16 protein-coding genes are annotated in these 17,843 nt (G+C 47.1%); 6 read left to right on the top strand and 10 right to left on the bottom strand.

Annotated elements, in window-relative coordinates; translation table 11 throughout:
* Nucleotides 1-40 precede the first annotated feature (40 nt).
* From DW096_RS05285 to DW096_RS05295, 3 genes are all read left to right on the top strand, one after another.
* The gene (locus DW096_RS05285) at nucleotides 41-898 is read left to right on the top strand and encodes a glycoside hydrolase family 25 protein (RefSeq protein WP_165859458.1); all 858 of its coding nucleotides are present in this window, start codon (nucleotides 41-43) and stop codon (nucleotides 896-898) included.
* Nucleotides 899-1,042: 144 nt separating this feature from the next.
* Nucleotides 1,043-2,347 (top strand): ABC transporter permease, encoded by a 1,305-nt coding sequence (locus tag DW096_RS05290; RefSeq protein WP_016273402.1) that lies wholly within the window; start codon nucleotides 1,043-1,045, stop codon nucleotides 2,345-2,347.
* A 6-nt stretch (nucleotides 2,348-2,353) separates the two neighbouring features.
* Nucleotides 2,354-3,625 carry an ABC transporter permease gene (locus DW096_RS05295; protein WP_016273403.1) on the top strand — a complete coding sequence of 424 codons (1,272 nt, stop codon included), beginning with the start codon at nucleotides 2,354-2,356 and terminating at the stop codon, nucleotides 3,623-3,625.
* A 4-nt stretch (nucleotides 3,626-3,629) separates the two neighbouring features.
* On the opposite strand, the gene prmA is transcribed toward DW096_RS05295, so the two are convergent.
* A complete protein-coding gene (prmA, locus tag DW096_RS05300) occupies nucleotides 3,630-4,472 on the bottom strand; it encodes a 50S ribosomal protein L11 methyltransferase (RefSeq protein ID WP_057256391.1) in 843 nt (280 codons plus the stop codon).
* Nucleotides 4,473-4,752: 280 nt separating this feature from the next.
* On the opposite strand from prmA, the gene DW096_RS05310 reads away from it, so the two are divergent.
* Nucleotides 4,753-6,135 carry a hypothetical protein gene (locus DW096_RS05310; RefSeq protein WP_117749533.1) on the top strand — a complete coding sequence of 461 codons (1,383 nt, stop codon included), beginning with the start codon at nucleotides 4,753-4,755 and terminating at the stop codon, nucleotides 6,133-6,135.
* A gap of 36 nt (nucleotides 6,136-6,171) precedes the next feature.
* Nucleotides 6,172-7,833: an OmpP1/FadL family transporter gene (locus DW096_RS05315; RefSeq protein ID WP_044468198.1), complete on the top strand. Its 1,662-nt coding sequence runs from the start codon at nucleotides 6,172-6,174 to the stop codon at nucleotides 7,831-7,833.
* Nucleotides 7,834-7,944: 111 nt separating this feature from the next.
* Here the strand turns inward: DW096_RS05315 and DW096_RS05320 are convergent, their stop codons facing one another.
* From DW096_RS05320 to DW096_RS05345, 6 genes are all read right to left on the bottom strand, one after another.
* Nucleotides 7,945-8,850: an outer membrane beta-barrel protein gene (locus tag DW096_RS05320; RefSeq protein WP_117749532.1), complete on the bottom strand. Its 906-nt coding sequence runs from the start codon at nucleotides 8,848-8,850 to the stop codon at nucleotides 7,945-7,947.
* A 20-nt stretch (nucleotides 8,851-8,870) separates the two neighbouring features.
* Nucleotides 8,871-9,341 (bottom strand): DUF4252 domain-containing protein, encoded by a 471-nt coding sequence (locus DW096_RS05325; protein ID WP_005826627.1) that lies wholly within the window; start codon nucleotides 9,339-9,341, stop codon nucleotides 8,871-8,873.
* A 12-nt stretch (nucleotides 9,342-9,353) separates the two neighbouring features.
* Nucleotides 9,354-9,812, bottom strand: a complete 459-nt coding sequence (locus DW096_RS05330) for a hypothetical protein (RefSeq protein ID WP_044468197.1) — start codon at nucleotides 9,810-9,812, stop codon at nucleotides 9,354-9,356.
* Nucleotides 9,809-10,333 carry an RNA polymerase sigma factor gene (locus DW096_RS05335; protein WP_117962612.1) on the bottom strand — a complete coding sequence of 175 codons (525 nt, stop codon included), beginning with the start codon at nucleotides 10,331-10,333 and terminating at the stop codon, nucleotides 9,809-9,811. The genes DW096_RS05330 and DW096_RS05335 overlap by 4 nt, the downstream gene beginning before the upstream one ends.
* A 124-nt stretch (nucleotides 10,334-10,457) precedes the next feature.
* A complete protein-coding gene (locus tag DW096_RS05340) occupies nucleotides 10,458-11,015 on the bottom strand; it encodes an NADH peroxidase (protein WP_005826622.1) in 558 nt (185 codons plus the stop codon).
* A gap of 26 nt (nucleotides 11,016-11,041) precedes the next feature.
* Nucleotides 11,042-11,476: a Fur family transcriptional regulator gene (locus tag DW096_RS05345; protein WP_005826619.1), complete on the bottom strand. Its 435-nt coding sequence runs from the start codon at nucleotides 11,474-11,476 to the stop codon at nucleotides 11,042-11,044.
* A 296-nt stretch (nucleotides 11,477-11,772) separates the two neighbouring features.
* On the opposite strand from DW096_RS05345, the gene DW096_RS05350 reads away from it, so the two are divergent.
* Nucleotides 11,773-13,698, top strand: a complete 1,926-nt coding sequence (locus DW096_RS05350) for an NAD(+) synthase (protein ID WP_022402096.1) — start codon at nucleotides 11,773-11,775, stop codon at nucleotides 13,696-13,698.
* A gap of 273 nt (nucleotides 13,699-13,971) precedes the next feature.
* Here DW096_RS05350 and DW096_RS05360 read toward each other — a convergent pair whose 3' ends face one another.
* The 3 genes from DW096_RS05360 to DW096_RS05370 form a co-directional block, all read right to left on the bottom strand.
* Nucleotides 13,972-14,802 (bottom strand): transporter substrate-binding domain-containing protein, encoded by an 831-nt coding sequence (locus DW096_RS05360; protein ID WP_044467289.1) that lies wholly within the window; start codon nucleotides 14,800-14,802, stop codon nucleotides 13,972-13,974.
* An 11-nt stretch (nucleotides 14,803-14,813) separates the two neighbouring features.
* Nucleotides 14,814-17,024, bottom strand: a complete 2,211-nt coding sequence (locus tag DW096_RS05365; protein ID WP_117962614.1) for a putative porin — start codon at nucleotides 17,022-17,024, stop codon at nucleotides 14,814-14,816.
* A 251-nt stretch (nucleotides 17,025-17,275) separates the two neighbouring features.
* On the bottom strand, nucleotides 17,276-17,821 hold the full coding sequence (locus DW096_RS05370) for a 2-oxoacid:acceptor oxidoreductase family protein (RefSeq protein ID WP_005826606.1): 546 nt from the start codon (nucleotides 17,819-17,821) through the stop codon (nucleotides 17,276-17,278).
* Between the last annotated feature and the right edge of the window lie 22 nt (nucleotides 17,822-17,843).

A 17,843-nucleotide genomic window follows, 5' to 3' on the forward strand; every position in this document is an offset into this window, starting at 1 on the left:
CGGAGGGGCGGTTCATTCCGCCCTTTCTTTTCATTTACTCATGGCAACCAAGACCTCCACAAATTCCCGGCGCAGAACTGCTGCCGTTCGTCGTTCTTCCTCTCCGCGGAGCAAGAAGAAAATGCAGCCGCGTACCATGCCCGTATGGTTGCGCAATCTTTTGGCGGTCTGTATCATTCTTGTTTTTTCTACCGGCTTTTACTGGTTTTTCATTCGTCCTTATGCTTATCGCTGGAAGCCTTGTTATGGTCAGAAAGGTTACGGTGTATGTATGCCTTGCAACTATGAGGTGCATGGCATAGACATATCCCACTATCAGGGAAAGATAGATTGGGAACTCCTGACACATAATAGAGAAGCCCAATTTCCCATTCACTTTATTTTTCTGAAAGCTACCGAAGGCGGCGATCATGGTGACGATACGTTTACGCAGAACTTCGGCCAGGCGCGTAAATACGGTTTTATCCGTGGTGCCTATCATTATTTTATCCCTAAGACCGATGCCCGCAAGCAAGCCGATTTCTTTATCCGTACCGTGCAGCTGGCAAAGGGAGACCTGCCTCCCGTACTTGATGTGGAGACTACCGGCAAGCAGTCACCGCAGGAACTTAAAACGGCAGTCAAGACTTGGCTGGATAGAGTAGAGGCGCATTACGGCGTAAAGCCTATTCTTTATACTTCCTATAAATTCAAGAAACGCTATCTCAGCGATTCCATTTTCAATGCTTATCCTTATTGGATAGCCCATTATTATGTAGATTCCGTGCGCTATGAGGGCAAGTGGCACTTTTGGCAGCACACCGATGTAGGCACTGTGCCCGGTATCGAAAAAGAGGTGGATTTGAACGTCTTTAACGGGACACTGGAAGAGTTGCAGGCGCTTACATTGCAGAAGTAATCCGTCGTTACTGTTTTTCATCTGTCCGATAGTGGACATGTGTTCATTTTCGGACACAGGCTTAGTTTCGTTTTTCTTTGATAATCTGATTGTTGGCAGTTTGGTCTGTCTTTTGCTTTTTATCATACATTAATATGTATCTGTATGATAGGAAAATACTTGCAACAATCTTTTATGATGCTGAAGCAGCAACCCTTGTTCAGTTGCTTCTATATTGTCGCTACCGGACTGGCTATCTCTATGGTCATGGTACTGGCTGTCTTGTATTATATAAAGATAGGGGATATCTATCCTGAGACCCATCGTAGCCGTATGCTTGTTGCATCTTCAGCTCATATGCAATATACAAAAGATACGGACTGGAATACTACCTGGAAATTTTCCATCCCTTTTGTAAAGGATTGCTTTTACTCTTTGGAGGGAGTGGAAGCTGTGACTGCCGTGAGCGATGCCGATAGCTGGTTTGTGAAAGTAGGGAATGTGAAGCGTCCTCTTTCAGCACTTGTGAAGCTGACCGATACCGGCTTCTGGAAAGTATTCGATTTTTCCTTCATTTACGGACAACCTTTTACTGATGCCGATTTTCAGAGTGGCATGCGTACAGCGGTTATTTCGGAAGATATGGCTCGCCGTGTTTTTGGAAAAGGGGATGCCGTGGGGGAGTATATCAAACTGAATTATACGGATTACCGTGTATGTGGGGTCGTGAAGTCGCCAAGCTATGCCATGAAGCTGAGTTACGCGCAAGTCTGGTTGCCTTATACCTGCCAGCCTGCCTATGTGAGAGACAATAACCAGTGGGGAGTAATCGGACCGTTTCAGGTGGCAGTTCTTCTGCCCTCGGCAGCAGATGCCGACCGGGTGAAATTGCAGGTAGATGAATATGTACGCAAATTCAATACTCTGCCGCATGATGATTATCATCTGGTGATGCACGGTCAGCCTTATCTTTATTGGAAGACGCTGTTTTATGTCAATGACATGGACGACTTGGATTTCTTTGTGATAGTCCGGCAAATGGGATTGTGGCTGCTGATGCTGTTGTTAGTACCTGCACTCAATTTGTCAGGAATGATTTCCTCGCGCATGGAGCGCAGGCTTCCTGAGATGGGAATACGGAAAGCATTCGGTGCTACCGGGGAACGTCTTTTCTCACAGATTGTATGGGAGAATCTTTTGCTGACGTGCTTGGGAGGCATTATGGGGCTGATACTCTCTTTCAGCATGGTGTACTTTGCTAAGAGTTGGTTGCTGACCATGCTTGACGGAGGAACGCAACCGTTACCGGACAGTGTTCAGATGAGCATAACGACGGATATGCTGTTCAATCCTACCTTGTTTGCAGTTACGTTTGTGGTTTGTGTGGTACTGAATTTACTTTCGGCATTGATACCCACCTGCGTGGCTTTGAAGAAAGATATTGTTTATTCGCTCAGCCGACAAAAATAATAAGTTATGTTACAACAAATCATGAATATGCTGTGGAACAGCCGTCGGCACAATCTGTGGATTATGCTGGAACTGGTGGTGATAACGATAGTCAGTTGGGCTGTTCTGGACCCGTTGTTTGTCTTGACATACAACCAGTCCATCCCGAACGGTTACGATGCTGAAGGACTCTACCGTCTGGAGGTGACGCGTAATAAGGCGGATACACTTTCCGTTCCTGCCCGGGACTTTGAACGGATTATGCAGGGATTGCGCCATCACAAGGACATTGAGTCAGCTACATGTGTGCTGTCCGGAGCCTATCCCAGTTCTCCGGGTAATAATATGAATAGAGTTTTTAAAGATTCAGTAGAGGTACGCATGACGTATATTCCCTTTTTTACGAACTCCGGCTTTTTCCGGACTTGGCGTTTCCGTTCGGCTAAGGATGGTGCTTGGGAGACACTTGAGAAGCTGGAAGTTCCCAAAGGCAGCGTGATAATGTCGGAAGATGCCGTCATGTTGCTTTCCGAAGGCAAGGATTTGATCGGGCAAAGCGTGTACAGTACTTATGATTCCACGGAAATTCGTGTTGCAGGAATCATGAAGCCTATTAAAATGCGGAACAGTATGCAACCTTATCTGGTACGCTTGGTTTCCTATGGAAATGAAGAACAGATGCCCTCATGGGCCTTTGATAGCGGGCTGCGTATATTTTTCCGGACAAAGGCGGATGTTTCCGAAGGGCGTTTTATAGAAGAATTCATGTCGTGGGTGGATGATAACCTTTCGTCCGGTTCGTTGGTGTTCACGAAACTGACTCCTTTCCATGAAGTGCAGCGTGAAAGTGATTTGCAGGAAGGAGCTACGAACGAGATACGGATGAAGTATGCTTTGGCCTATTTCTTCATGATAAATTTGCTGTTGGCTGTAAGCGGTACCTTCTGGCTGCATACACGGACTCGCCGCGAGGAAATAGGTATCCGCCTATCCTATGGAGCCTCTCCCGGAGGTATCTGCCGAATGTTGATAGGAGAGGCTTTTATCATGACAACCATAGCTGTCTTTGTCGGTTGTTTCTTGTATTTCCAGTGGGCCTATTATGAAGGATTCTATACGCTGGATGACGGCGTGCCGGGATATGGCGACCTTTACCTGACCAATCATTTCTTTGCACATTTCTGCATCGTATCACTGCTGGTATATGTGGTGATGATGGCGGTGACATGGCTTGGTGTATACATTCCAGCGCACAGTATCAGCCGTATATCGCCGGTAGAAGCGTTACGGGATGAATAAATGCTCATTTTCTGAACTTCACCGCTGCCCATCGGTTCTTCTCACGATGGTGGACAAAGTGCAGTCCGTTACGTTCGGCTTCTTCGCGGATGACGGGAATGTCATCTATGTAGAAACCGCTCATCAACAACTCCGCTCCGGGATTCATGCGAGCTATGTAGTGCTTCATGTCCGCCAGGAGGATATTGCGGTTGATGTTGGCGATAACCATATCAAACGGACCTTTGCTTTTCAGAGAGGAGGCATCGCCTTGGGATACGGCAATGTTGTCCACTCCATTCAATGCTATATTTTCGAGGGAGTTGCGCACGCACCATTCATCTATGTCGATAGCCGTACAAGGAGAGGCTCCACGCATGCGTGCCAGTATGGCAAGGATGGAAGTTCCACAACCCATATCGAGCAGTGATTTGCCTTGCAGGTCACTGTCCAGCAGTTCGCCGATGATGAGGCTGGTGGTCTCGTGGTGCCCCGTGCCGAATGCCATCTGCGGATTGATGACGATGTCATATTCAGCCTGGGGAACATCATTGTGGAAAGTGCTGTGGATGACACAGCGGTCTCCGATGACGATGGGCTGGAAGAAGTTCTTTTCCCATTCTTCGTTCCAGTCTTTATCTTCGGCTTCCACATAGCTGTATGCTATTTGCGTGTCGGGCAGGGGGAAGTCGGCAAGTGCCTCTTTGAGGACGGTTTCGCTATAAAGGTCTTTCTGTATGTAAGCGGTGATGCCGTCGGTCTGCTCGACAAAACTTTCAAAGCCGGCTTCGCCCAAGACGCCGGAAAGTACATCGTTGACTATTTCTGTGCACGGAACGGTGCGGAATGTAAATTCTAAATATTTCATCGGAATATGATTGTTTGTTAAATACAGAACATGATTTTTAGAAGCAAACCAGTTTCTGCGTATATTTGTTTATCTTTCTGCAAAGGTAATGCAAACCGAGGGTAGAATAAAACGAACGTGCTCTTTTTTATCCGGCAGGGACTTTGATTTATTGAATGATAGGGTATTTAGGGAATTCCCTATAAATCTTTGGGGAAAATCTGCTGCATGGGATAAAATCCGGCGTTATCTTTGTGACGTGAAGAAATAGATAAACGTAAAATCCATAGACCAAACTAATATGAAAAAGATTGTTTTTTTATCGCTTTTTGCCTTGTGCCTCCCATGGACACTGGTGGCACAAAGTATAGATGACGACCTTTACTACACTCCTTCCAAGAATAAGGAAGAGAAAAAAGAAGAGGTGAAGCAGGAGAAGAAAGTCGCTGCTCCCGTAGAAGAGATTGTAGTAAAGTCGAATGTACCGACCACTGTCTATTCATCGCCGGGAAGCACTACTGTTGTAGTAAAAGACCGTAAGGGAAACACCCGCGATGTGGACGAATATAACCGCCGTTATGACTCCCGCGACAATGATTTCGTGATGGAGAACGATACCCTTTACATCAATGAAAAAGAAGATGACGGCCTGGACGGCGAATGGGTGAACGGTGAATTTGAAGGTTCGCAGGATGATTACGAGTATGCTACCCGTATCATCCGTTTCCGTAATCCCCGTTATGCCATCAGCATCAGCAGCCCGCTATATTGGGATGTGGTCTATGGCTTGAATTCCTGGGATTGGAACGTGTATACCGACGGATTATATGCATATGCTTTCCCTACATTCACCAACCGCTTGTGGTGGGATTGGCGCTATAACTCTTATGGTTGGGGCGGTTATCCTTACTATGGCTGGGGATGGAACAGCTGGTACGGTCCGAGCTGGAGCTTTGGCTGGGGCGGCTGGTACGGCGGTGGCTGGTGGGGACATCATCATCACCATCACTATCATCCCGGATATTATCCCGGTGGCGGTGGTCATTGGGGAGGCGGCCATTGGGGAAATGCATATACCAATAGACGTTCTTATGGTTCGAGCCGTTCTTCATATGCCGGAAACAGAGTATCGTCTTCCACTTCCCGCCGTTCTTCTGTTGTAAATGGAGGGCAGACTGTACGTCGTAGCAGTACTACTTCCGGTCAAGTGAGACGTAGCAGTACCGGTACGTCAGCCCGTCGGGTGGTGGGTACAAGAAGTTCGTCTACAGTTCGTTCGGGTTCTTCTGCAACTCGCTCAAGTGTAAATCGTTCGAGTGCAGCTTCTACCCGCCGTTCCACTTACACCCGTCCAAGCAGTACGCGTAGTAGTTCATATAATAGCAGTGTAGAAGGAGTTCGCAGCAGTCGTTCTTCCGGTGTACGTTCTTCTGTTGGAACTTCAACACGCAGCAGAACTTCATCGACTTATAACAGAGGTTCAAGCACTGCGCCGACACGCAGCTATTCTAATGATAACAATCGTAGCAGCAGTCGTTCATATTCTGCTCCTGTACGTTCATCCGGTAGCACCCGTTCTTCTTCCAGCTTCTCTTCAGGCAGTAGCTCACGTTCCAGTTACTCCAGTGGTGGTGGCGGTGGTGCCAGTCGTTCCAGTGGCGGCGGTGGTTCCAGAAGACGGTAAGTATAAGTATGTTTTAATCTAACAAGACTAAGAATTATGAAGAAGATAACCATGATAGCCCTTGCTATGTTTACAGCTGTAGGCGCAGGGGCACAGACAATATATGATGCAACGAATATTGCACAGAAGGAATTGAATGGAACCGCCCGTTTTGTCGGAATGGGCGGAGCTATGGGAGCATTGGGTGGTGATATTTCTACCATAGGAACCAATCCTGCCGGTATCGGTATTTATCGTAGCAATGATGCTATGCTTACCTTTGGCTATTCAATGACGGGTACAGAAAGCAATTATGTAGGTAATAAATTTGAAACGAACAAGAACCGCTGGAGTTTTGATAATGCCGGTTTTGTGATAGCTTCGAAGATAGGCAATCATACTCCTTTGCGGTATGTGAATTTTGGTTTTAATTACCACAAATCAAAGTCATTCTATAAGAATATGACGATGCAGGGGTTGATGGGAAGCATAGATAATCAATATGTATCTCAAGTGCGGAGTATGGCGCAGCAGGCTACGGATGCAGCTTATGCGTTCTATCATCGTCCTCAATATGATTACCCGGATCAAGGAGCTTATTTGGACTATGGGCGCAAGGATATTTATCAACATAATTATGCTGGATGGCTGGGGACTATGGGGTATCAAGGTGCACTTGTTCTTGAGGATATAGAAAGTGAGGACTATAATACTTATCCTCCTTATATTCCTTCCGAAGCGGATGCTTACTTCTTGTCGCGTGAGCGTGGCGGTGTTGACCAATATGATTTCAATATCTCCTTCAATATAAATGACCGTTTTTACTTTGGTGTTACTCTGGGTGCTTATGATGTGGATTACAACAAGTATTCCCTTTATGATGAAAAGTATGCCTATACATTGGAAGGAGATACACATGTTTATGATGACGAAGGTTATTCCTTGGAGAGCTTTAATCGTATACATGGTTCGGGTTTCGACTTTAAATTCGGCGCCATTTTCCGGCCGATTGAAGATTCTCCGCTTCGTATAGGTTTAGCTGTGCATACTCCTATCTATTACAAACTGACTTATACTACGGGGGCATTACTGACTTCGGATTTGTATTTGCCTGATGATGCGGGGAATGAACGTCTTACTCGTACAACTGTAGATACTTATTCTGCATTGGGCGGTAGAGACATGGACCGTGACTTTAAACTGCAAACCCCGTGGGTGTTTAACGCCAGTTTAGGCTATACGGTAGGTAATAATCTGGCTTTGGGAGCTGAATATGAATATGAGGATTACTCAAGCATGAAGTTCAAATATCCTGAAGGTGATGAGATGGCATGGGAAACGGGTGAGGCTGACCTCTGTATGAAGGGGGTAAGTACGCTTCGTTTAGGAGCAGAATACAAGCCGATACCTGCTTTCTCTCTGCGTGCCGGTTACAATTACAGTACTGCAGCCTATAAAAAGGATGCTATTAAGGCATTGCCTTCCAATTCTATAAATACAGATACGGATTTTGCCAATAGCAAATCGATGAATACTTTCACTTTAGGTATCGGTTATCGCTTTTCTTCGTTTTATGCGGATTTGGCTTATAAATTCGATACTTATAAATCTGATTTCTATCCGTTTTATAATGATATAAATGGCTTGGTAACACCGCCAACAACGGAAGTTACCAACACTCGCAGTAAAGTGCTATTTACATTGGGCATGCGTTTTTAGAAGAACAATTTTTATTGCAGATAACCTTTCATTGTCAATACCTTAGGGTATAAAAGAACTCCCCGGAATGTACAAATACATTTCGGGGAGTCTTGTGTTATAGGGGAGGGATTACAGATACCATGCCACGCCAAATGAATAGGGAGATACTTCCGGTCCCTTGTCTTTCTGGAATAATCCGTATGTGGAGTAGCGCAGGTAAATGCCGATATTACCATAACCGGCTTGTGCCAGCAGGTTTATGCCGACGGGCTGCACATACATACCTTTGCCTACGGTTTTCTTCTTGCCTCCGTTGATGTGTGAGAATGACTTCACGCTGTGACGTATCTCAAATTCGGGACCGGCATTGAAGAACACTTTGTTTCTTCCCACTCTTTGCTGCCATTCCATCAATACGGGTATACGGAAGAAGAAATGGCGCAGACGGCTTTTATTGTAACTGGTGTCTTCGTTGCCTGCGGTGAAGATGCTGGTTCCGTTTTCCTTCAGCAAGGCATAGTTACCGTCGATATTGAAAGAACGGTATCCCCAGCTGACTCCCAGGTTGATTCCCCAATGCGGGTTCTTCTTGAAGTTGTGATATACGGAGAGGATGTTGAAGCCGAATTCCCATGACTTGGATAAGTCGAGTCCCATCTTGTCGCTTGCTCCGAAGGAAAGGAAGTCGTTAGCCAGCCGGCTGTAGCCAATATACAGACCGGAACAGTGCGGTTCGTAAGCATTGTATCTTCTCTTTTTGGGGATGAATGGCAGTGCGTCGAGGAAAGTGCGCTTGTCTGCATCCACTTTCTCGAGATAGACTCCTTCATAAATTTGTACTTCTTTCTTTTCTCCGTCTTCCAACTGCTCTTCGTACACCTTGATGCGCATGTCTCCTTTTCCTTTCCGGATGATGATGGAGTCGCCTTGTGTCTGTACTGTAGCTTTCTGTTCAGGGTCAGTCTGTTGTTGTGCTGCCATGCGGCCGGCCGGCACAGCAAGCAGGCAGGCCAAAATCATAATTCTGGTTTTCATATCGTATATTGTTTTTAGTGTTATTCCGATTTGTAAAGCATATCCATCATTTCCTTTTCACTGAGCAGACCCTCTATGTAAATCAAAGTGCCCATGGAGTCTTTTCCTATCTTGAAAATGATGTAGCGGTTCAGCTTCTTTCCATTGCGTTCCACCTCTTTCAGTTGGTAATAAGCGCTACGCAGCACACCGCTTTCCATTACCTCCTGCGCCTTCTTTGCGTTATCTTGCTTGTCGTGTACAATGGCCTGCTGAATTTCCCGGCGATAGGGGGATACATTCTTGAACACAAGGCTCTTGTAGGTAGTCATGCGGTAAGATTTCAGGATACTGCCGTTCAGTTCTACCCTGGTCACGTCCTTTTGCTCGCCATACTTGCTGAATAGGTCGGCTATTTGCAGTCTCTCTTGTGCATGTACAAAGGCTGGCAGGCAAATCAGCAGGGAAAAGAGGCACAGACTACGTATGCAAATCAGTATAGATGTTTTCATAACCTTGTTATATTAGTGTTGAAACAGTAAGTTGCTTAAATCTTCATCCGTGAAGCTGGCGTTCTGCAGGGCTTCCAGTGCTTTGGCTTCCACCAGTTTCTCGTCTGTATACCGCTGGCCGTCGATGACGACATAATTTTCGGGAACATCGGAAAGCGGAAATATAATCTTAGCTACCCCGAGAAGCAGGAGCAATCCGGCGGCAATGCCGCTGACAGCATAGAATGTGCGATAGAGACGGAAAGGCTTCCGCTGTGCGGGTACTTCCTTTGCCGATTCTGTTGTTACGGATTTTTCCTCTGTCGGTTCTGCCATTGAAGTTGCTTCCCGGTTCAGATAAGCGAATAGGGGGCGGTACGTTTGCAGGTGCTCCGGCACTTCCTCTTCGGTAAAGAAACGGCGCAGTTCACGCTCTTCTTCGCAGGAAGTTTCCCCTTCGAAATATTTATCCAGCAGTTCATCTATCTTCATGGCTCATTTCTCCTTTCTTTTCTTTCTTGTATGGTTCGCAGGTAAACGTCTCTCACTTTCTTCCGGGCTCTTGACAGATTGCTGCGGATGGCTTCCGGTCCGCATCCCGTGATTTCGGCGATTTCGTCCGTTTCGTATCCTTCGATGTCCTTCATCTGCATGATGGTGCGTTGAAGATTGGGCAGCGAGTGGATGATTTCGTGCATCAGGTGGATTTCATCTTTGATTTCCAACAGCCGTTCCGGTGTTCCGGTGGGGGATGCCGCCTGCACTATGTCGAGAGATAGGGTGTCGTTGCGTTTGCAGCGCCACATATCTATACAGATGTTGTGCGTCAACGTCATGGCAAATGCTTCGATGCTCCGGTATTGCTCCAGTTCAAGCCTTTTGTTCCATAGCTTGAGCAGTACCTCCTGGACGGCATCTTCTGCATCCTCCGGTTCGTCGGTCAACTTCCGTGCATAGTTCAACAGCTTGGCACGGAGTGGAAGAACGGTTATTTTGAATTCTTTGAGTTCCATTTACACAGATAAGACGAATGGGAAATACAAACGTGACATTGTAAAGTGAAAAAAGTTGGAATAAAAAAAGGGACTTACTAACATTAGCAGTCCCTTTTCTTCACATTACTATAAAAGTATAGGATTATTTCTTGAAATAGCGGTTGTACAGACCTTCGAAACCTTTACCGTGACGGGCTTCGTCCTTAGCCATTTCGTGAACGGTGTCATGGATAGCGTCGAGGTTCAATGCTTTGGCACGGGTAGCGATACGCTTCTTGTCTTCGCATGCACCTGATTCTGCGTTCATTCTCTTTTCGAGGTTTGTCTTGGTGTCCCATACGCAGTCGCCCAGCAGTTCGGCAAACTTGGAAGCGTGTTCTGCTTCTTCCCAAGCGTAACGCTTGAAAGCTTCTGCAACTTCAGGATAGCCTTCACGGTCTGCCTGGCGGCTCATTGCCAAGTACATACCAACTTCTGTACATTCGCCCATGAAGTGGTTGTTCAGGTCTTTAATCATTTCGTCGTCGCAACCTTTGGCTACGCCGATTACGTGTTCGTCGGCAAATACCAGCGGGCCGTCAGCTGTTGCTTCTTCAACTTCTACGAACTTGCTTGCGGGAGCTTTACACAATGGGCACTTTTCGGGAGCTGCATCTCCTTCGTATACGTAACCGCATACAGTACATCTAAATTTTTTCATTTTCTCTCAGATTTTAATTAGTTGAATTAGTTATTCTTTGTTGTTCTTAAACGTTCTTCTTCTATGCAATGTTTACAGATTCCTTTATAATAGTAGTGGATTTCCTGCACATCGTGCCCGTCCATATCCATGTCGACCACTTTCTTGATGTTGTTATTGCACATCAAGTCATAAATCTTTCCGCAACGCTTGCACAAGAAATGACCGTGCGGGCTGGTATCGGCATCATAACATGTGTTACGCTCGTCGATAGTCAGGGTTTGTGCGGCACCTTGCTCGCTCAGTAGTTTCAAGGTATTGTATACCGTTGTTTTAGACAGTGTCGGTATGGAGGGAGACAGTGCCGTATAGATTTCATCCACCGTGGGATGCGTACGATGCTCTATCAAGTAATTCATGATGGCTATGCGCTGTACTGAAGGCTTGATATTATGATTCTGCAATCGTTTTACTACATCCATATAATCTAAAGTTTCAAACTTGTAATTATTACATTTTTAATTCACTTGCAAAGATAGGAAGTTCCTATAATTCTCCAAAAGATTTTTGGAAAATTTTTAGTTGCGGTCATTAAAATTGTTTATATATGTTCCTCTTCTTGTAGGTAGGTTGCCGTATTTTTGTCATAAAAGCGAAGGCAGGATGCACCCGGTTTTAGTCAGTTTCTCGTGCCGATATAGATAAAACGTTTTTCCCTTATCTCTCTTAATCAGAATTTTGCCGTATCTTTGCACCGAATAAATAATATAGCATCCTTATGAATTACGGATATGTAAAAGTAGCGGCGGCTGTGCCCCGTGTCAAGGTGGCTGACTGTAAGTTCAATGCCTCAGAGATTGAAAAAGAGATTATTATAGCCGATGGGAAAGGTGTGCAAATCATTGCTTTTCCGGAGTTGTGCATTACCGGATATACTTGTGGCGACCTCTTTGCCCAGCAACTTCTGCTCGAAGAGGCGGAAATGGGGCTGATACAGATTCTGAACAATACGCGCCAGATGGATATCATTTCGATATTGGGCATGCCCGTTGCACTGAACGGTGTGTTGCTGAATGCGGCGGTTGTCATTCAGAAGGGGAGAGTGCTGGGCGTTGTCCCGAAGACTTATCTTCCCAATTATAAGGAGTTTTATGAGAAGCGCTGGTTTACTTCCGCATGTGATGTGGCAGAAAACAGTGTGCGCCTTTGCGGGCAGATTATTCCGATGGGGAGAGACCTGCTGTTCGAAACGGCAGATACCACTTTCGGAGTGGAGATATGCGAAGATTTGTGGGCACCCATACCGCCCAGTTCCACGCTGGCACTGCAAGGTGCGGAAATCTTGTTCAATCTTTCGGCCGACAATGAAGGTATCGGCAAGCACAATTATCTGCGCTCGCTTATCAGCCAGCAGTCGGCACGGTGCATTGCCGGTTATGTATTCAGCTCATGCGGTTTCGGAGAATCCACTACGGATGTGGTGTTTGCCGGCAACGGACTGATTTATGAGAACGGGACTCTGCTGGCGGCAAACGAACGCTTCTCTTTCGAAGGGCAGGTGGTCATCAGTGAAATTGATGTGGAACACTTGCGTACGGAGCGCCGGGTGAATACGACCTTCGCGGCTTGCCATGCAAATTGTGTTTCGGCCCTTCCGGTACGAATCTCTACGGAGTATGTCAACAGCAGGGATTTGAACCTAACACGTACTTTTGAACCGCATCCATTTGTTCCGCAGGGGATAGCGTTGGACGAACGCTGTGAGGAGGTATTCTCCATCCAGGTGTCCGGACTGGCGCAACGTCTGGTGCATACTAAAGCGAAGAGTGCCGTTATCGGCATTTCGGGCGGACTGGATTCTACGCTGGCGCTGCTGGTTTGCGTAAAGACTTTCGATAAGTTGGGATGGTCCCGCCAGGGTATTGTCGGTGTCACCATGCCGGGATTCGGAACGACCGACCGTACTTACACGAATGCCATCGACCTGATGAACTCCCTCGGTGTGACTGTCCGCGAGGTCAGTATCAAGGAGGCCTGCATACAGCATTTCAAAGACATAGACCATGATGTCCATGTGCACGACGTGGTTTACGAGAATGCGCAGGCACGGGAGCGTACCCAAATCTTGATGGATATTGCCAACCAGACCTGGGGAATGGTTATCGGTACGGGCGACCTTTCGGAACTTGCTTTAGGATGGGCCACTTACAACGGCGATCACATGTCGATGTACGGTGTGAATGCCAGCGTCCCCAAGACTCTGGTGAAGCACTTGGTGAAATGGGTGGCAGAGCATGATATGGACGATGCTTCACGTGCTACCTTGCTCGATATTGTGGATACTCCCATCAGCCCGGAACTGATTCCGGCAGATGAGAACGGTAATATCCAGCAGATTACCGAGGATTTGGTGGGGCCGTATGAGCTTCACGACTTCTTCCTTTATTACTTCCTGCGCTGCGGTTTCCGTCCTTCCAAGATATTTTTCCTGGCAGCACACACATTCAAGGGGATGTATGATGAAGAAACCATCAAAAAATGGTTGCAGACTTTCTGCCGTCGTTTCTTCAACCAGCAGTTCAAGCGTTCCTGTTTGCCGGATGGTCCGAAGGTGGGCAGTATCTCTCTGAGTCCGCGCGGTGATTGGAGAATGCCGAGCGATGCTTCGTCGGAGATGTGGCTAAGGGAGGTGGAAGGACTCTAATTCTTTACTTCGGGTATGCCGTAATATCGATATGGGTATTTGATGACTGCATCTTGTTTGCATTCTTGCTGCATGTATTTTGCAGTGCGACTGCAAACGTGTTGCAGTATCACTGCATAACTGTTGCAGTCGTACTGCATATCGGTGTGCAGTGCCACTGCAACGGCTTTGCAGTGGCACTGCAAAATGTATGCAGGATTTTGCAGTAATAAGCTGCTGATTGATAACTAGTTGTAAAAGTAGGGATATGCTGCGTGTATGGAAAAGTGCAGCTTAGTTTCGTTTCCCGTAGTATCGTTTGTAGATTTTCTTGTATTCTTTTCCCTTTTTGAAACTATCCAGCCATGTGTTGAGGCTGTCCAGCAGGATAGGGGACTGTTTGCTTACCCCCCAGGAATAGAATTGCGTGAAGCTGATGGCGGTATTGATGTCTATTTGAGGAATGCTGTCGGCTGCGGTACGGGCAATGCTTTCGTCGCATACGGCATAGTCGATGTCTCCATGGGCTACCAAGGCAATCAGTTGTTCGGAACCGTACTTCTCTATTTCCTCAACGTAGATGGTGTCGCCTATCTCATTTCCCAGGTTGCGGATGCGTAGTATGGAAGGGGAGCCTTTCACTACGTGCAGTGTCTTTCCAGCCAGGTCCAGTTGGCTTTTGATGAATAATGACGAGTCGGAAATATTCTCAAGCTTGCGTTGCACCAGCACTTGCTTGTTCAGCACAATAGGGGTGGTAAGCAGCAAGGAGTCTTTCAGCTCACTGGTGGCGAGGATGCCGTAGGCAATCACGTCATATTGCCCGTCGGCCAGGCCTTCCAGCCGCTTGTTGAAGCTCATTTCCGGTGATATGGCCGCTTGCAGCCCGTGGTCGCGTGCAAAAGCTTCTATCAGCTCGTAGTGGAAACCGGACAAGGTGTCATCATCCACATAGAAACTGATGGAGTTGTATTCCGTCGAAGCATGTATGATGCCTTCGGCAGCTATCTCGGCATAATCGCGCGGATGACCTTTCGGTTTCTCTTCTTTCTTGATGAGATAGTGGGCAATGAGAGCCGCTGCAATTCCCAGAAGTGCGTATTTGAGCAGTCTGCTTTTCGTCATACAGTCATCTGTTAGTCATAGAAATTCCATGAGACGCCAATTTTGAACAAGCGCGGATTGATGGGGTAGTGCGGCACCAGGAAGGAATTGGCGCTTCCCATACCCGCGTTGACGTGATACATCATGGCAAAGATACGCGTCCGCTTCAAGTGCAGGTTGGCATATACGTTTACGATGGGGTAACCGCCTATTTCCACCAAATCGTCCGTAGGTTGCAGATGGAATTGCTGGACGCCGGGTGCATAGGCGGGTGCGTTGTACTTGGTGAAGTAACGGACATCGGCACCCAACTGAACGGTCAGCACCTTCTTGGCGAGTTTAGCCAATATGTAGAAGTTATGGTAGAGCGAGAGTTGGGGCAGTGGAAGTACTGTTTCATTGCTCGTCTTCTGCCAGGTCACCTCATTGTCCAGGTGGAAGACACCGAGGCGGAAGTCTTGTTTCAGTGTGGCGGACAGCACTTGTATGTTGCCTCCGTTCTGTTCGGGCAGGGCGCTTTGGTTGAAGTAGGTGTAGTTCTTGATATTCTCTACGCCGGCACGGAGATTGGTTCCCCAACGGGAAATGTTCAGCTCGCCTTCCACACGCGTACGGAATTCCTTGTCCATGTTGTCGTTGTCCCAGTTGTAGTGGTTGGAGTGATAATGACGCATATAGAAGGAAGGAAGCGTGTTGCTCACATAACCGCGGGCGTAGAAGTTCACCGTATCTTTCCATAGACGGAAGTTCAGGTCCAGATTGGCGTTGACGCGGAACTGCCCGATGGCTTTGTCTACCAACCCCACTTCACCGTTTACGTTGTAGTGCAACAGTTTGCCTTCGCGCTTGGCGAGCTCGCCGCCCACGAAGATTTCCTGTTCGGTGTAGCGGATGCGGCGCATGTCGGTAAGCGTGTCCGTGTTCATCAGGTCGTACCGGCTGAACTTGTGGGAGATATAAGCCGTAAGTCCGGCTTTGGCATATTTGTTGAAACCTTCCAGCAAGGCTATTCCGAACACGTTCTTTACACTGAATGCCGTGGTGGAGTCGTTGCTGTAATTCTTGTAAAGCTTGTAGTCTTCCGGGAAGAATCCTTCGGGCTCGCTTCCCGAACGGAATTGGTGCCGCGACCGCTCTACTTTCAAGGTATGGATAAAGCTGGTGACGGGGACGAACTCTTCTTCGAAAAGTGAGTCGTTGTCTGCGGTAGAAACAGACGGCAGGCTGTCATTGGCAGCTGCAAGTGTGCTGACCGATTTTGATGCTATGCTGTCGTTTGGCAATGCTATGTCGTTGTTCGAAGCGGATATTTCGGATTCAGAGGACGGGGAGGATGAGGCTTTGGGTGCGGATACCATCGGTTTGCCTTCTTGTGTGTTCCGTACTCTCCGCGTAAAACCAAGACGATAGCGCTGTGTCAGATAGATATAAAAATCCTTGTTACGGTTGGAACTCTGTTCCAATTTGACCGGAATAGTGGTGGACTCGTACTCTTTCTTTCCTCCGGACATGTTTTCGGGACGGGTGATGTATTGGTCGTCTGCAATACCGCCGTTCTCGTTCATCTTCAGGAAAAAGTTGTTGTAGACTGCTTGTACCTGGTATTTCTCGCCGATATAGCTACCGAACAGACCTGCATTGAAGTGCGAGGTGGACTGGTTCTGGTAATAACCGCGCCCGTACAGATAGTCGATGTTGAAGCCAAATGCCAACTGCTTGTTGACGTTGACGGAGAAATAGGACTTGAAGCGTTCTTCACCGTTCACTTTGTTGCCGGCCTTGTAGTAGGTAAGATTGGTGTAAGGCACGTTGCTGTTGGTGAAAAGCACCTGGTCGGGACGTGTGAAAAAACTGGAGAAGGGAGCCATGAAGATGGTAGGTTCGCTTTCCTCCCGTTCGAAGAACAGACGTGAGAGACGTGGAGAACCTAGATTTCCCAAGTAGTTGTAATGGCCGAACATTCCTTCCACCAGATTGGTGCTCTGGAAGTTGAGGCTGGCTGTGTCGGCAGGTATGATGGTACGGTTGCCCAGTGTCTCACTTAGTTTCCACATGTAAAGCTTGGGTGGAAGACTTTGAATCTCAGTATTGGTACTGTCTTCCAGATTGTCCGGCTGGGTATTCGGGTCAATCTGGTTACCGAACCGGTCGCGATTGTTCATCGGGTTTAAGGTGTTTTGCGCCATAGCCCCCCATATCCCTATAACGGACAGAAATATATATGTCAGTACAATTCGTCTCATAATTAGGCGCAAAGATACAATAAAAAATTATTTGCTTACTGAATTCAGCCTTTTTTGCTTCTTTTAAACTGTCTTGTTTTCTGTTTTGTTCTATACTGCTTCCGGTTCTCTGCCCTTGAATCCATGCTTTTTCCGGCTTGAAATGAAATAAGCCCTTGCAATAAAATATCACAAGGGCTTATCCGTTTTCCTTTATCTCTTATTCTGGCGTAAAGTTCCTCCTCTTATGGGGAGTGGCTTTACACAGCCTTTCATTTCATTTCCTGAATAAGTTCCATCCCTTTCTTGATAGCTTCTTCGTTCATCGGTATCAAGTGGTGGTGGCGTTCGGGCAGTGTCTTCTTCAATCCTCTGAGTACACTGTCCAGTGTAACCATCGGCTTGATTTTCAATAATCCACCCAATACAATCATGTTGAATGCCTTGGCGTTGTTCATTTCATTGGCGGCATCCATGGCGTTGATGCGGTAAACGTGGATGTCCTTACGCGTCGGCGGGTTGATGATGCCGTAACCGTCGTAGATAAGTACGCCTCCGGGTTTTACCTTGCTTTCGAATTTCTCCAGTGACGGCTGGTTCAGGATGATGGCGGCATCGTACTTGCTTAAGATAGGTGAGGATATTTTCTCGTCACTTACGATGACTGTTACGTTGGCTGTACCACCACGTTGTTCCGGTCCGTAAGCCGGCATCCAAGTCACCTCTTTGCCTTCCATCAGTCCGGAATATGCCAAAATCTTTCCCATGGACAATACACCTTGTCCACCGAAGCCTGCTATAATGATTTCTTCTTTCATTGTTCTTCTGTCTTTAGCATGA

This window comes from Bacteroides sp. AM07-18, assembly GCF_003602695.1.
Taxonomy (GTDB): Bacteria; Bacteroidota; Bacteroidia; order Bacteroidales; family Bacteroidaceae; genus Bacteroides; species Bacteroides uniformis.

What these genes read in the sequence shown, in the direction of transcription:
- DW096_RS05285 (WP_165859458.1), top strand. Translation starts at nt 41, where the DNA reads ATGGCAACCAAGACCTCCACAAATTCCCGGCGCAGAACTGCTGCCGTT.
- DW096_RS05290 (WP_016273402.1), top strand. Translation starts at nt 1,043, where the DNA reads ATGATAGGAAAATACTTGCAACAATCTTTTATGATGCTGAAGCAGCAA.
- DW096_RS05295 (WP_016273403.1), top strand. Translation starts at nt 2,354, where the DNA reads ATGTTACAACAAATCATGAATATGCTGTGGAACAGCCGTCGGCACAAT.
- prmA (WP_057256391.1), bottom strand. Translation starts at nt 4,472, where the DNA reads ATGAAATATTTAGAATTTACATTCCGCACCGTTCCGTGCACAGAAATA.
- DW096_RS05310 (WP_117749533.1), top strand. Translation starts at nt 4,753, where the DNA reads ATGAAAAAGATTGTTTTTTTATCGCTTTTTGCCTTGTGCCTCCCATGG.
- DW096_RS05315 (WP_044468198.1), top strand. Translation starts at nt 6,172, where the DNA reads ATGAAGAAGATAACCATGATAGCCCTTGCTATGTTTACAGCTGTAGGC.
- DW096_RS05320 (WP_117749532.1), bottom strand. Translation starts at nt 8,850, where the DNA reads ATGAAAACCAGAATTATGATTTTGGCCTGCCTGCTTGCTGTGCCGGCC.
- DW096_RS05325 (WP_005826627.1), bottom strand. Translation starts at nt 9,341, where the DNA reads ATGAAAACATCTATACTGATTTGCATACGTAGTCTGTGCCTCTTTTCC.
- DW096_RS05330 (WP_044468197.1), bottom strand. Translation starts at nt 9,812, where the DNA reads ATGAAGATAGATGAACTGCTGGATAAATATTTCGAAGGGGAAACTTCC.
- DW096_RS05335 (WP_117962612.1), bottom strand. Translation starts at nt 10,333, where the DNA reads ATGGAACTCAAAGAATTCAAAATAACCGTTCTTCCACTCCGTGCCAAG.
- DW096_RS05340 (WP_005826622.1), bottom strand. Translation starts at nt 11,015, where the DNA reads ATGAAAAAATTTAGATGTACTGTATGCGGTTACGTATACGAAGGAGAT.
- DW096_RS05345 (WP_005826619.1), bottom strand. Translation starts at nt 11,476, where the DNA reads ATGGATGTAGTAAAACGATTGCAGAATCATAATATCAAGCCTTCAGTA.
- DW096_RS05350 (WP_022402096.1), top strand. Translation starts at nt 11,773, where the DNA reads ATGAATTACGGATATGTAAAAGTAGCGGCGGCTGTGCCCCGTGTCAAG.
- DW096_RS05360 (WP_044467289.1), bottom strand. Translation starts at nt 14,802, where the DNA reads ATGACGAAAAGCAGACTGCTCAAATACGCACTTCTGGGAATTGCAGCG.
- DW096_RS05365 (WP_117962614.1), bottom strand. Translation starts at nt 17,024, where the DNA reads ATGAGACGAATTGTACTGACATATATATTTCTGTCCGTTATAGGGATA.
- DW096_RS05370 (WP_005826606.1), bottom strand. Translation starts at nt 17,821, where the DNA reads ATGAAAGAAGAAATCATTATAGCAGGCTTCGGTGGACAAGGTGTATTG.